10 protein-coding genes are annotated in these 13,382 nt (G+C 62.9%); 6 read left to right on the forward strand and 4 right to left on the reverse strand.

The window, feature by feature from the left end:
* The first annotated feature begins 751 nt into the window (after window positions 1-751).
* The 3 genes from N551_RS0124230 (at window position 752) to N551_RS0124245 (ending at window position 3,844) form a co-directional block, all read left to right on the forward strand.
* Complete coding sequence (locus N551_RS0124230; protein WP_027569098.1) at window positions 752-2,713, forward strand: PAS domain-containing sensor histidine kinase; 1,962 nt, start codon at window positions 752-754, stop codon at window positions 2,711-2,713.
* 178 nt (window positions 2,714-2,891) lie between these two features.
* A complete protein-coding gene (locus N551_RS0124235) occupies window positions 2,892-3,137 on the forward strand; it encodes a hypothetical protein (RefSeq protein ID WP_245287843.1) in 246 nt (81 codons plus the stop codon).
* A 311-nt stretch (window positions 3,138-3,448) separates the two neighbouring features.
* Window positions 3,449-3,844, forward strand: coding sequence for a response regulator (locus tag N551_RS0124245; RefSeq protein WP_027569100.1), 396 nt, complete (start codon window positions 3,449-3,451; stop codon window positions 3,842-3,844).
* 576 nt (window positions 3,845-4,420) lie between these two features.
* On the opposite strand, the gene N551_RS0124250 is transcribed toward N551_RS0124245, so the two are convergent.
* Genes N551_RS0124250 through N551_RS0124260 form a run of 3 tightly spaced genes read right to left on the reverse strand, consistent with a single transcriptional unit; the run spans window position 4,421 to window position 7,878 of the window.
* Window positions 4,421-5,005: a DUF1254 domain-containing protein gene (locus N551_RS0124250; RefSeq protein ID WP_027569101.1), complete on the reverse strand. Its 585-nt coding sequence runs from the start codon at window positions 5,003-5,005 to the stop codon at window positions 4,421-4,423.
* On the reverse strand, window positions 5,002-5,580 hold the full coding sequence (locus N551_RS0124255) for a DUF1214 domain-containing protein (protein ID WP_007593444.1): 579 nt from the start codon (window positions 5,578-5,580) through the stop codon (window positions 5,002-5,004). The genes N551_RS0124250 and N551_RS0124255 overlap by 4 nt, the downstream gene beginning before the upstream one ends.
* 9 nt (window positions 5,581-5,589) lie before the next feature.
* A complete protein-coding gene (locus tag N551_RS0124260; RefSeq protein ID WP_027569102.1) occupies window positions 5,590-7,878 on the reverse strand; it encodes a transglycosylase domain-containing protein in 2,289 nt (762 codons plus the stop codon).
* A gap of 294 nt (window positions 7,879-8,172) precedes the next feature.
* Between N551_RS0124260 and N551_RS0124265 the strand changes: the two genes are divergently transcribed.
* The 3 genes from N551_RS0124265 (at window position 8,173) to N551_RS0124275 (ending at window position 11,733) form a co-directional block, all read left to right on the forward strand.
* Window positions 8,173-8,688: a YcgN family cysteine cluster protein gene (locus tag N551_RS0124265; RefSeq protein WP_027569103.1), complete on the forward strand. Its 516-nt coding sequence runs from the start codon at window positions 8,173-8,175 to the stop codon at window positions 8,686-8,688.
* A 165-nt stretch (window positions 8,689-8,853) separates the two neighbouring features.
* Window positions 8,854-9,945 carry a M12 family metallopeptidase gene (locus tag N551_RS0124270; RefSeq protein WP_027569104.1) on the forward strand — a complete coding sequence of 364 codons (1,092 nt, stop codon included), beginning with the start codon at window positions 8,854-8,856 and terminating at the stop codon, window positions 9,943-9,945.
* A gap of 207 nt (window positions 9,946-10,152) precedes the next feature.
* Window positions 10,153-11,733 carry an MDR family MFS transporter gene (locus tag N551_RS0124275; protein WP_027569105.1) on the forward strand — a complete coding sequence of 527 codons (1,581 nt, stop codon included), beginning with the start codon at window positions 10,153-10,155 and terminating at the stop codon, window positions 11,731-11,733.
* Window positions 11,734-11,736: 3 nt separating this feature from the next.
* Here N551_RS0124275 and N551_RS0124280 read toward each other — a convergent pair whose 3' ends face one another.
* Window positions 11,737-13,380, reverse strand: coding sequence for an alpha/beta-hydrolase family protein (locus N551_RS0124280; RefSeq protein WP_051462958.1), 1,644 nt, complete (start codon window positions 13,378-13,380; stop codon window positions 11,737-11,739).
* Window positions 13,381-13,382: the final 2 nt, after the last annotated feature.

The following is a 13,382-nucleotide window of genomic DNA, read 5'->3' on the forward strand; positions in this document are numbered from 1 at the left end:
GATGAATTGAGGCCAATCGCTAGTCGAGTTCGGTCGCCTTTTAGCCCATCGCTACCGTTGGAGCGGTGCCGCGACATGTCGGCTCAGAGGGGTAGACCGGAAGTTTCCAGCCCGGCGCCAATCGCCGCTTGTGACCCATTGCAGAGTTGGCCGCCCTTATTTCGGTCCCAAAAGCGAGCTTCAACTTTAGTCCGTTTCAATGTCTTGGAGCGTCCATTGAGAGCAGCTATTTTGATCTCGCTTCTCATATTATCGTCTCAGCTATCCGCTCAGACGCATCATGGAGAGCAGCCGTCTGTTTCCCGCTTTCGAGCTTGTGTTCGGTCGCACGCACCTGATGCTCAAGCGGCGGGCGTTCGGACAGCCGAGGACGCCGCGCGCTACGCCATGAAGGCGTGCATGCCGTTAGTCGGGTTGTTCTTAGATCCAAACGCCTCCCGGAATGCGGAAGTCATAGAGGAAGTGCTTCCTCCCGGAATCTCTCGTGCGGTTCTCAGGGAGGAGTGGGGCGATTTTGTTGAGCAGGGAAACAGACAATAAGGTTTAGCTCTCGCCGGCAGTTCTAGGAAGGTCGTCTCCTGGCCCTCAGCAGACATGCCACCAGCGCTTTTTCTGGAATCCGATAACCGCCCTTAACGGACTTCAGACCCCGACAGAGGTCATGCCATCCGAGGCTGGCACGGAGCAGCACTACGGAACAATAAAAAGACTTCGCGGTTAAACGGTTTCCCCCGACACCGGAGTCGACCATTTGCAAGCCCACCAGTCAAAACTTGACGGGATCGACGATACTGCGCGCCTTCAACTGCTCATCGACGCAATCGTTGATTACGCCATCTACATGATCGACCTCGACGGCACAGTCCGCAGCTGGAACTCCGGTGCCCAGCGGTTGAAGGGCTACTCGCCTGACGAAATCATCGGCAAGTCGTTCGCATCCTTCTATACGCCAGATGATCGCGCCAATGGGCTTCCAGAGCGCGCCTTGAGCGTCGCAGCACGAGAAGGCCGCTTCAGCGCCGAAGGATGGAGAGTCCGCAAGGACGGAAGCCGTTTCTGGGCATCGGTCATCATCGATGCCGTCCGCAATCAAGCCGGTGAAGTGATCGGCTTCGCCAAGGTCACGCGAGACGTTACCGAACGTCAGGAAGCCCATGAAGAGCTTCTCGATAGTGAGCGGCGCTATCGCCAGCTGGTCGAGGCCGTGGTCGATTACGCGATCTTTCAGCTCGACCCACTCGGCAACGTGACAACCTGGAATCCCGGAGCAGAGCGGATCAAGGGCTACGCGCCGCCGGAGATCATCGGTCGGCATTTCAGCGCTTTTTACACGCCTGAAGAGATAGAACTCGGTGTGCCCAAGCGTGCGCTTTCAGAGGCGGCGGAGCATGGTCGCTTCGAAGCGGAAGGCTGGCGCCTGCGAAAAGACGGCTCCCGCTTTTGGGCGTCGGTCATCATCGATCGCATCACGGACGAGGCCGGAAACATCGTCGGGTTCGCCAAAGTCACGCGCGACGTTACGGACCGGAAGCGCGCTGAGGACGAGCTCAAGCACGTTCAGGAGCAACTCGCCGCATCCCAAAAGCTGGAGGCGGTGGGGCAACTCAGCGGCGGGATCGCGCACGACTTCAACAATCTGCTCATGATCGTCCTTGGCAATCTCGAGACAGCTGAACGGCACGCCAAGGCGCCCGGAGCCAATCTGAACCGGGCGCTCGCAAACGCCAAACGAGGCGCGCAGAGAGCCGCGGCGTTGACCAGTCGCTTGTTGGCATTTTCGCGCCGACAAGCGCTTGATCCCAAACCAATCAACATAAACAACTACGTCAATAGCCTGCAGGAATTCCTTCAGCGCACGCTCGGAGAGCGCATCGAAGTCCAGACCGTCGGAAGTGCGGGTCTTTGGGAAATCGAAGCCGACGCCAATCATCTGGAGTCAGCCATCGTCAACCTGGCAATCAACGCTCGTGACGCCATGCCGGACGGTGGAAAGCTGACTTTGGAAGCGGCCAACATCTCCGCCGACGATGACTACTGCCGGCTCAATCCTGAATTGGCGCCCGGTCAGTACGTCGCCATTTGCGTGACTGACACCGGAGGCGGAATGTCGCGGGACGTTCTCAGTCACGCCTTTGAGCCCTTCTTTACGACAAAGGAGCCGGGCCACGGCACCGGCCTTGGCCTGAGCCAGGTCTACGGCTTCGTCAAGCAATCCGGAGGCCACGCAAAAATCTACAGCGAGGTGGGGCAAGGCACCACCATCAAGATGTACTTTCCGCGCTTTTCCGGAAGCACACCGCGCGAGGAAATCGCACCCGAAGAAATTGCCGAGGGTGAGCTATCCGAGACCGTTCTCGTCGTCGAGGACGATGAAGATCTGCGCGTCTATATCTCTGACGTCCTGCGGGAGCTCAACTATCGCGTCCTCTCGGCCCGCAGCGCCCAGGCCGCTCTGACCATTCTCCTGCAAGACGACTCGAAGGTGGACCTTCTTCTCACTGACGTGGTCATGCCGGGGATCAATGGTCGCGAACTCGGCAGGCGCGCGCATCAAATTAGACCTGGACTGAAGATCCTGTACATGACCGGCTATTCGCGCAATGCCGTGGTCCATCAGGGAAGGCTTGATGAAGGCGTCAACCTGCTGGAGAAGCCAATCTCGCAAGCAAAACTAGCGCTGAAGGTGCGAGAGATTCTGGATCAGTTTGAATGACCAAGGTCTAACCAGCGGTAGTATCCTGACCGCTGGCCGGCGGCGATCACTGTAGCACCGTCCGCTCTCTGGGCCTTAGCCGTCATCCCTCCCTGTCTGCCTGGTGCCTCAACGGGCACCAAGATTCCCGTACTGCGCTCACCCTGAGAGAGTGGATCGGTAGCCGGACTTTCCCCGCTTGACCTTTTTTCGCGCCGTGAGATTTTTACGGGTCGGAGAAAAGCCGGCGGCGGCGATGAAACTGTTGACCGAATACCTGGAGCGCGCCGTCAGTCTGGAGAAATTGGCGGCGGGCGAGCAGGATTCGACCTTCAAAACTCAGCTGTTGAACCAGGCGGCGGCTTACAGAAAGCTGGCGGCAAAGCGCGCCTTGGAATACGGACTGCCGCCACCAAGCCCGCCAGAAGAACCGCCGCAGCCCTGAGAGCGTGAAAAGATCGATCTCGATCTAGGCCGCCTGCGGCCGTGCGGCTGGTGTGATGTCAGGCGCGATAAGCCGCCGGCCAAGCCAAAAGTGAAAGTCCGCGAGGGCGACTAGGCCCGGCGGCGCATCCTCCACGAGCATGTCGCCGGCCTTCGCGAATTGATCGGGAAGTCGCGCAAGAAGCTGCACTCCTGAAGTCGAGCTGACATTCGTTGGGCGGGGGACCCTTGCTCGCTGTGTTCAAAATGGAACATAACTCTTTATCGCGAGTTCCTTCCCCGATCGCACAGCGGGGTGCGCAGGGGGACAGCATGCAAGGGGCGGGAGTTACTATCCTCGTCGTGGAAGACGAACAGCTTATCCGCGACATGGTGGCCGACGCATTGTCAGATGGCGGCTTTGAAGCCGAAGTCGCCGTCAGTGGGGAGGATGCAGTTAGTCTTCTGCAGGGCAACCGAACCAAGTATCGCGCACTCGTTACCGATATAAATTTGTTCGGAAAGCTCGATGGCTGGCAAGTCGGCCATCGCGCCAGGGAGCTAAATCCGGACATCTCTGTGATTTACATGACAGGCGCGGCGGCCGATCAATGGCCCGCCCACGGCGTGCCCAACAGCATTTTGCTGACCAAGCCATTTGCACCTGCGCAAATCGTGACCGCCGTAGCTCAACTTCTGAATACCGGAGCTCCGCCCGCTCAGTCCTGAGGGGAGTGGACGCAGCCTTCGCCGACCGAGGCAGCCTTAGTTCTTCGCCAAGGGCTTGGGCGGCTCTTCGGCCATGGCCTCGACATCGATGGCAGGAAGCTCGCCGGTGCCGTCTTTCAGGTCTGCGGCACGCTGTACGAAGCCAGCAGCGACCGTGGATCCTTTGTGGTTTTTGCCATGCGCAGCAATTCCGCTGCGGCCTCACGGGCGAACTGATTTAAGCGCGACACGGTTGGACATCCGACACTCAGCCGACGTGGAATGATTCAAGGGTCGAATGTTCGTTCCGAATTCAGGCGGGACAATCTCGAACGAGCCCCGCCATTCTAAGCGCAAGCTGCTCCGGCATAAAAAAAACCGCGGCGGATTGCTCCGCGCGGGTGAACTTTCGATGATGCCATTCTGCCAGTGTTTTGCCCGACGAGTCAAAGCCGAACAGCGCGACGGGCAGGGATGTATCGGTCCGGCAAACGCCTATTTGGTGCAACCAAAATGGCTAACGATTTCAACGCCCCCGCTACTGTGCATGCGGTTGTTTTTCGAGTTTTTGTTTTTGCGCTGCCAAAGCGGAGCCCTTCAGCGCCGGCCGCGCGGCGCCTCCGCCTTGGCCGGCGCCTCGGTCTGCGGGCCGCAACTCGCGGCCGCAAGCGAGCCTTGCGCCTGCGGCATCAGGCCGGGCTCGGGGGCGAGAGCCTTCATCACGATCAGGCCGGTGGTGCTGGGGGAATCGATGATCAGGCGGTCGGCGGCGGTGATCTCTTCGTCCTCCGGCAGTTCGTTGTGCTGCGGCTCGGTCATCAAATCGAGCTCGATCACCTTCTTGCCGGCCGAGCGGTCGTTGATGGCGTAATAGGCGATCTCGTTGCGGGTGTAGAACGACACCGAGGTGTAGGCCTGGCTGACGGGGACCGTCAGCTTAATCGGCCCGTTCGACAGATCGTAGCGGCAGATCGCCAGCGCAAAGGCCGGGTCCATGAACGGCATCGGCGAGGTGCTGGGATCGGCGAGCGGAAGCTGGGTGACGCCGTTGAGCTTCGTCATCGGCGTCAGCCGCGAATAGGCGTCCTGGGTCGCGATCCGCGGCAACGCCAGCACGCTGACGAGATGGACCACGAGGCCCAGCACCACGCCGGCAACGATTGTGAACAACAGCCGGATCATGAGCAGCCCGCCGTCGTGATGGTGGGCATCGGCGCGTCGCGCTGGGTGCGGGTGGCAACGCCGACCGGGGTGTCGTAGAGCCGCAGCATCAGCGCGTAACGCTCGATGCCGCCGGTCGGCAGCCAGTTGCCGGCGCGCGAGCGCGAGGCGATGCGGATCTCGAACGAGCCGTCGGACTGCCGCACGATCTCCTGGCTGGTGAAGCCGTAGCGCTGCAGCGAATTCGGGACGAGATGACCCTTGCGGTCATAAAGCGTCAGCGTCCAGAACCGTGCCGGCGGCGTCACGCCGGAGACCACGACGTCGCAGCGGCCGTCGAGCACCTTCTTCTTGTCGTCGGCGGTCGCGGTGAAGGCGACGCCGTCGCCGGTGCCGATCGGCAGCTCGCCGTTGCGCACGATGGTGGCGCGCGAATACGGATCGACATCGGCGGTGCCGGTGCGCGGACGCGCGGTCCAGGGGCCGATGGTCAGCGCGCCGATCTCGGTGCCGCGCGTCGTCGTCATCCAGGTAGCGCCGACGCCCACCACGGTTGCGAGCAGAAGAGCCGTCAATGTGATCAGGATCAGCCGCACTTGTTTCGATCAGTTCTTGCGCGGGGCGGATGCGTTCGCATTCTCTTCCGCATAGTTCTGCGGGAAGGCGAGCGCGCTCGTGGACGATGCCGGCTTGGCTTGCTTGGGATCGGTGGCCGCCGATTTGGTCGCGGTCCTGGCAGCGTCATCCAGCAGCTTCTCGACCCGCACCAACACGTCGGCGCCGCGCTTGGTCAATACCGGCGGCGGACCGGGCTTGGTCTCCAGCACCTTCGGCGCCGCATTGGCCTGCGCGTTGGCGATCCGCTCGGGCGGCAGCTTCTGGCCCATGCCGATGCCGGCGATTTCCCGGACCTCAACGCCCTGATGCGCCGCGAGCATGATGTCGTGCCAGGTCTGCGCCGGCAGCGAGCCGCCGGTCATGCGGTTGGTCGGCGAATAGTCGTCATTGCCGTACCAGACCGCGCAGGTGAAATTGCCGGTGTAGCCGACGAACCAGGCGTCGCGATAGGCATTGGTGGTGCCGGTCTTGCCCGCGGTCGGAATGCCGTCAAGGGCTGCGCGGCGCGCGGTGCCTTCGCTGACGACGTGGCTCATCATGCCGGCCATGTCGGCGGCCACCGAGGCGGGGATCGCCTGGCGCGGCTTCGGCCCGTCGCGGTCCCAGCGCCAGACCGGATCGCCTGCGCCGGTGCGCACTTCGAGCACGGAATGCGGCGTCACCGCCTTGCCGCGGTTGGGGAAGGTCGCATACGCCACCGCGTGCTCGAGCACGGTGACTTCGTCCGAGCCGATCGGCAGCGACGGCGTGTCGGGCAGCGGCGCCTTGAGGCCGAAGCGGCGCGCGACCTCGACGATCTTGGCGCGGCCGACCTTGGCCGGGTTCTGCGCTTTGGGCTCGTTCTTCTGGCCGATGGCGATCGACAGCTTGACGGGCACCACGTTGATCGAACGCGTGATCGCCTGCGTCAGCGTCACTGCGCCGGAATAGGAATGGCCATAGTTCTGCGGGCACCAATTGCCGATGCAGACCGGGCCGTCCACCACGATCGAATTCGGCGTGAAGCCGTTGAGGAGCGCGGTGGTGTAGACGTACGGCTTGAACGACGAGCCCGGCTGGCGGTAGGCGTCGGTGGCGCGGTTGAACTGGCTGGCGCCGTAGTCGCGGCCGCCGACCATGGCGCGAATGCCGCCGTCGAGATCGGAGACGACGGTCGCTGCCTGGGTCGCGTGATAGTCGCGGCCGAACTGGCGCAGCTGGTTCTCGACCGCGTCCTCCGCAGCCTTCTGCACATTGGTGTCGATCGCGAGCCGGACCACGAAGACGCGCTCGGTGTAGGATTTCGGGAAGGTGTCGACCAGCTTGCGCATCTCGTCGAAGGCGTAGTCGAGATAGTAATTCGGCGAGGCCTCGTAGCGGCGGTCGACCGCGAAGGCGGGATTGCGGCGGGCGCCGAACACCTGGCCCTCGGTCATGAAGCCGGCGTCGACGAGGTTGTCGAGCACGACGTTGGCGCGGGCGCGTGCGGCGGGCAGGTTGATGTGAGGCGCGTATTTGGTCGGCGCCTTGAACAGGCCGGCGAGCATCGCGGCTTCGGCGAGCGTCACGTCACGTGCCGACTTGTTGAAGTAGAAATGCGCGGCGCCGTCGACGCCGAAGGTGCCGCCGCCCATATAGGCGCGGTCGAGATACAGCTTGAGGATCTCGTTCTTGGTCAGGCGCCATTCCAGCCAGACCGCGAGGAAGGCTTCGTTGACCTTGCGTTCGATGGTGCGCTCGTTGCTCAGGAACAGGTTCTTGGCGAGCTGCTGGGTGATCGAGGAGCCGCCCTGGCGGACGCCGCCAGCCTGGGCGTTGGTGACGAGCGCGCGCGCGGTGCCGGCGATGTCGATGCCGAAATGCTCGTAGAAGCGGCGGTCCTCGGTCGCGAGGGTCGCCTTGATCAGCACGTCCGGAAAATCTTCCAGCGGGATAGAATCGTTGTGCTTGATGCCGCGGCTGCCGATCGGGTTGCCGTAGCGGTCGAGGAAGGTCACCGCGAGGTCGGACTTCTTCAGCCAGTCCTCGTCCGCGGTCTCGCGGAAGGCGGGGATGGCGAGGGTCAGCATCACAACCAGGCCGCCGAGGCCCAGCGTCGCAGCCTCCGACAGCGGCTCGATGAACACCCAGCGCTTCCAACGCCCGACATAGAAGCGGTCCATGAAGGTCGAGTAGCGCTCGTAGAGCTCGCGGATGCCCTTGGCCGAGGAGAACAGCGAGGAGTCGATGCGCGCATCGAGATCCAGGAAGAAATTCCGGATCCGGGCCTTCCAATGCGGTGGTATGATCTGGCGCACCTAGAACCCTTGCGGCTTGGTTCGAAAGCGTTCAAGCACCCGGCCGGGGCGGCATCGAGACGTCTTGCGGGAGTGTTGCGGCAAACCCAAGGCGCCCGGCCAGCGACGGTGGGGACTTGCTGTTCCTTCTAGCCGAGCAGGGCCTATAAACCAATGGTCACGCTTGCGATTTTGAACAACAGGCCTAATTGACCCCGGTTCATTACGGGCCTCACGCGGGCGTTGCTTGCAGCCCCGCGGCCGCACGCCCTAGATGGCACCAGCCGTAGCTCTTTCGAACTTTTGTTGAGGCGCATGACCGCAGCTCCCAAACGACCTTCAGGCCAGGAAGGATTCTTCTGGAAAACCAAGACCTTGGAAGAGATGTCGGGGCCCGAATGGGAAAGCCTGTGCGACGGCTGCGGCCGCTGCTGCCTGAACAAGCTCGAGGAAGATGGCACCGGTGACATCTATTTCACCCATGTCGGCTGCAAGCTGCTCGATGGGGTGACCTGCGGCTGCAAGGACTATGCGAATCGTTCCGACAAGGTTCCGGACTGCGTCCGCCTGACCCCGGCCAATGTCCGCACCCTGAACTGGCTGCCGCCGAGCTGCGGCTACAAGCTCGTCGCGGAAGGCCGCGACCTCTATTGGTGGCATCCGCTGGTGTCAGGCGATCCCGACACCGTGCATGAGGCCGGCGTTTCCGTACGCGGACGGGTCGAAGGCAGCGAGGTGGAGATCCCGGACGATGAGCTCGAGAACCACATCGTGCAGTGGCCGGCGCAGCTTCCGAAACGGGCCCGCCTGAAGCGACGTCCGAAGGACTGATCCGCCTGCGAGATCGACGTCGCGCCGGCGCGGACGCCCAGCCCCTGGCGCAGCATATTGATACAATCTGAGATTGTGATAGACTGGCGCCGTTTTACGGTGCCGTTTTTCTCTTGGCTTCTGTTTTCAGTCCCCACTTGGGGCGCAAATCTTTTGGAGAGCCATATGGCAAAGTCGCAAAAGCAGGCGAAGAAATCTCCCGCGGTCAAAGGTCAGGCCCGGCCATTTTGTCAGAACGGCCCAAGAGTCCTGCCGCAGCTCAGTCCGGCTGTCATGGCCGACACCCTTCGCGCACGTGCGATTATCTCGAGCCGATCCAAGTGGGTGAACGGCACGGTCCTGCACTACTGCTTTTTCACCTCGGGTCACTTTGAAGTTCCCAGGGCCCAGGCGGACGCGGTACGCAAGGCTTTCGCGAAATGGAAGGCGGTAGGCATCGGCCTCGAATTCCAGGAGGTCTCCCAACTCGCTGAAGCCGAAGTGCGAATTGGCTATTCAGTACCAGACGGATCGTCGGCCTCGCAGGTTGGCAGAGACGTGCTGCAGGTATCCCAGACCGAGCCGACCACCGTGTATGGTTGGGATCTGACCTCGCAATATGGCAGCGGCACTGCGCTGCACGAACTCGGACACGTGCTTGGCATGGAGCACGAGCATCAAAACCCCTTCGCCGGCATCAAGTGGCATGACGAGGCTGTTTACAAGTCGCTGGGCGCCCCGCCCAACAAGTGGAGCCGCTCGACGACGTTTCACAATATCCTGGAGAAGCTCACCCCGCAGCAGGTACAGGGTTCAACATGGGACCCGGATTCCATCATGGAATACGAGTTTGAGCCGGGGCTGATTGCGGAGCCGAAGCCTTACGAGGCCAATGGTCTGGTTCCTCCGGGGACGCTCTCCGCCGGAGACAAGCAGTGGATCCGCCGTTGGTATCCGCCGCTACAGCCGGCCTTGACGACGCTTCAGCCCTTCCATCCGGCCGTGGTCGATCTCGCCGCTGGTCAGCAGATGGACTATGCGATCAAACCCAGCGCCTCACGCAAATATACCATCGAGACCAAAGGGCCGTCTGACGCAACGCTGGTCCTGTTCGAGGAGGTGAACGGAACGCCGCGGTTTCTCGTGGGCGACGATGATAGCGGCGAGGATCGAAACGCGAGGATTTCCTACAAATTGTTCGCCGGCCGAAGCTATATCGCCCGGCTGCGACTGGTGCATCCAGGCCCCTCGGGCAAGACGGCACTGATGTTTTCCTAAAGGTGCCCTGGGACGTCGCAGGGCTGCCAGCAGCGACGGGGGTCCTGCGACTCTCACCTGGGTCCGTACGCCAATCGTCGCGATGGCCCGACTTTGGGATGCACCCATGCGCCGCGGTGCCTGCCTGGGAAGAACTTTGCTGTCTACATTGGACTGCATAGAACGAATCCTTCGCGGCGTTGCGCCGCCCCATGGCTTCCGGTCGAGATGAACAAGTTCGAGCGGCAGAGCAGTTCTGCCGACACCCAGACATTGCCCGACGACATCGCCGAGGAATTGTCCCGCCTTCCGAGCGAGGTCTTGAGCGTCGATGACGCTCCCTCGCTTGCGCCGCCGGCGCCGTTGTCGCAGGACGAGGTCCGCACCATCGTCATCAGCCTGATGCTGACGATGTTCCTGGCCGCACTGGACCAGACCATCGTTGCCACCGCGCTGCCGACCATCGGACGCCAGTTCCACGATGTCTCCAATCTCTCCTGGGTCATCACCGCCTATCTGCTCGCGTCGACCGCGGTCGCGCCGGTGTTCGGCACACTCAGCGACATCTACGGCCGCCGCATGATGATCATCATCTCGCTCAGCCTGTTCGTCGCGGGCTCGGTGCTGTGCGCGATCGCGCCGAACCTGCCGATGCTGATTCTCGCACGCGGTCTCCAGGGACTGGGCGGCGGCGGCATCATGCCTGTCGTGCAGACCGTGATTTCCGACGTCGTGAGCCCACGCGAGCGCGGCCAGTACCAGGCCTATTTCTCCAGCGTGTGGATGGTCGGCGGCATTCTCGGCCCGGTCATCGGCGGCGTGTTCGCCGAGCATCTGCACTGGTCGATGATCTTCTGGATCAATGTGCCGCTCGCGGCCGCGGCGATCGCGCTGCTGTTGCCCCGGATGAAAAAGATCCCGGTGTTCCACCGCAAGCGCAAGGTCGACTGGCTCGGCGGCGTGCTGCTGATGGCCTCCGCCGTCGTCTTCATGCTGGTGCTGACCTGGGGCGGCACGCGCTTCCCGTGGCTCTCGCCGACCGTACTTGCGATGGTGGGCGGCGCCGTCGCGCTCGCGGTCACTTTCGTGTGGCATGCGCGCCGCGCCGACGAGCCGTTCCTGCCGCTGCCGCTGCTCGGAGGATCGGTTGTGCCGTTCGGGCTGACGGCGGGCGGCTGCGCGCTCGGTGCGATCACGGGCCTCACGGTGCAGCTGCCGCTCTACTACGAGGCGGTCTATCACCTCAGCGCCAGCGAAGCGGGCCTCGCGCTGATTCCGCTCGCGGCGGTCTCGACCGTCGGCGCGGCCGTCGCCGGCCGCACCATGGCGCGCGCCAAGCACTACAAGCGGGTCGCCATCGTCGGAACGTCCTGGGCTGCGCTGTGCGGCCTCGGCCTGACGTTGACGACGTTGCCGCTCTGGGCACTGCTGACACTGATGGCCGCGTTTGCGCTTGGCCTCGGCACCACCTTTCCGGTCTGCGTGGTCTCGGTGCAGAATTCGGTCGCCCGTCCGCAGGTCGGCACCATCACCGGCGCCTTGAACTTCTTCCGCTCGCTGATGTCCTCGTTCACGGTCGCGGCGTTCGCGGCCATCCTGCTCATCGCCCTCGGTGCCGACGTTCCACTCGCCGGCGAGCATCACGGCGCCGTCAATGCGATCCCCGCCGAGGACATGCGGCATGCGTTCCGCTACGTGTTCGGCGCCGCCACCGCGCTGATGGCCGGCGCCGCGCTGTGCCTGATCATGATGGAGGAGCGGCCGCTGGCCGGTCCCTCCGTCACGCAGCAGGTGGAGATGGCGGAGTAAGGGTTAGCCACCGCGGTCGGGATCATCGTCGCCATTGCCCGCGCCCGTCTTCCGCGCTTTCGTCGCGAGCTGGTGCTTGAGCCGTGCGAGCGCTTCGGCAGACCAATCGCCGACATCTGTGACCGCGACCCAGCCATCGACGTAGTGTTCGGGTGCGTAGACATGGCCAAAACCCATCGGCGTGTTGGTTGCGACCGCCATGTCGAGAGCGAGCTGCAGCATCGTGACGATGGGGTACCATCGCAATTCCGACGATACGTCAGGCCCGCGCGGTGCGTCCATCCAGGCCGGCGCCTGATAGGCGTCGCCGTAGTCGAAGAATGTGATCGCGTCACTGGCATATTGCAGATAGACCACGCGCATCGGGCCCCAGGGCGTATCCGGCGGCACCGTCGGTCCGTTCTGGTTCATGAAGCGCACGAAGCGGCCGTCGCGGAATTTTGGTAGCCACGCCGGTGATCCTGGATTGCGGTTATCGGTAATCAAGCGCCAGATGCGGCTCTCGAATGGCGCTCCGCTCCATAATGCACCGGCGATGGGATCGCCGATTGTTTCGAACAATTCTGCGGATTTTTCCGAGTTCATGGCGCCGAGGCTGAGCCCGTGCAGATACAGCTTTGGCCGCTTGTCCTTGGGCAAGCTCGTCCAGTAGCCGTAGATTTCGGCGAACAGCGCACGCGACGCCTCCGCTCCGTATTCGGGCTGAAACAGCAGCGACAGCGGGCTGTTGAGATACGAATATTGCATCGCGACGCTCGCGACATCACCATGGTGGAGATATTCCACCGTATCCATCGCGGATGGATCGACCCAGCCGGTGCCGGTCGGCGTAATGACGATCAGGACCTTGCGTTGAAAACCGTGCTGGCGCTTGAGCTCCTCGAGCGCAAGCTTGGCGCGCGCCTGGGCCGTGTCGCGGCTGCCGAGACCGACATAGACGCGCACGGGATCCTGCGCGGGCTGTCCCGTAACGGCGCTGATCTCTGTCGCGTTCGGGCCCGAGGCAATGAACCGGCGCCCCATGCGCCCGAGTTCCTGCCACTTCACCAGCGACGCAGAACTCCCGGTTCGATCGGGGGCGGCCGGTTGCGGCCGCTCGGGCTCTTGCAGGGCGTCGAGTTCGCGGAAGGAGGAGTCGAGCGCGTTGAACGCGGTCCGGACCAGGACGTTGCTGGCGATCGACCAGAACAGCAAGCCTGCGATCAGCACACCGAGGACATTGGCGAGCTTCCGCGGAATCACGCGCTTTGTGCGTACGGCGAGGAAGCGGGCGACAAACGCGAACAGCCGCCCGAGCACCAGCAGAACGGCGAACGTGATCAGGGCGATGACGCAGACCTTGAGCGGATGCGCGGTCTCGACCGGCGTCATCTCCATCACTGTGCGGATCGAATTCTGCCATTCGGCGGTTCGCCGCAGGAAGATAACGACGACCAGCAGGCAACCGGCCGTGACCAGCGCATTCGCAATCGATCTCGCCCGCGGCGAAGGTTCGGGCAATTCGAGATAGTGCCATAGCCGGCGCCACAGCACGCCGGCGAAATAGCCGATCGCAAAACAGCCGCCGGCAAGCGCGCCTTGCGTGAGATAGCTCCGCGGAATCAGCGTCGGCGTCAGCGCGGCAGCAAAGAACAGAGCGCCCAGCATGA

This window comes from Bradyrhizobium sp. URHA0013 (assembly GCF_000518345.1).
Lineage (GTDB): Bacteria > Pseudomonadota > Alphaproteobacteria > Rhizobiales > Xanthobacteraceae > Bradyrhizobium.

What these genes read in the sequence shown, in the direction of transcription:
- N551_RS0124270 (WP_027569104.1), top strand. Translation starts at nt 8,854, where the DNA reads ATGGCAAAGTCGCAAAAGCAGGCGAAGAAATCTCCCGCGGTCAAAGGT.
- N551_RS0124250 (WP_027569101.1), bottom strand. Translation starts at nt 5,005, where the DNA reads ATGATCCGGCTGTTGTTCACAATCGTTGCCGGCGTGGTGCTGGGCCTC.
- N551_RS0124280 (WP_051462958.1), bottom strand. Translation starts at nt 13,380, where the DNA reads ATGCTGGGCGCTCTGTTCTTTGCTGCCGCGCTGACGCCGACGCTGATT.
- N551_RS0124245 (WP_027569100.1), top strand. Translation starts at nt 3,449, where the DNA reads ATGCAAGGGGCGGGAGTTACTATCCTCGTCGTGGAAGACGAACAGCTT.
- N551_RS0124275 (WP_027569105.1), top strand. Translation starts at nt 10,153, where the DNA reads ATGAACAAGTTCGAGCGGCAGAGCAGTTCTGCCGACACCCAGACATTG.
- N551_RS0124265 (WP_027569103.1), top strand. Translation starts at nt 8,173, where the DNA reads ATGACCGCAGCTCCCAAACGACCTTCAGGCCAGGAAGGATTCTTCTGG.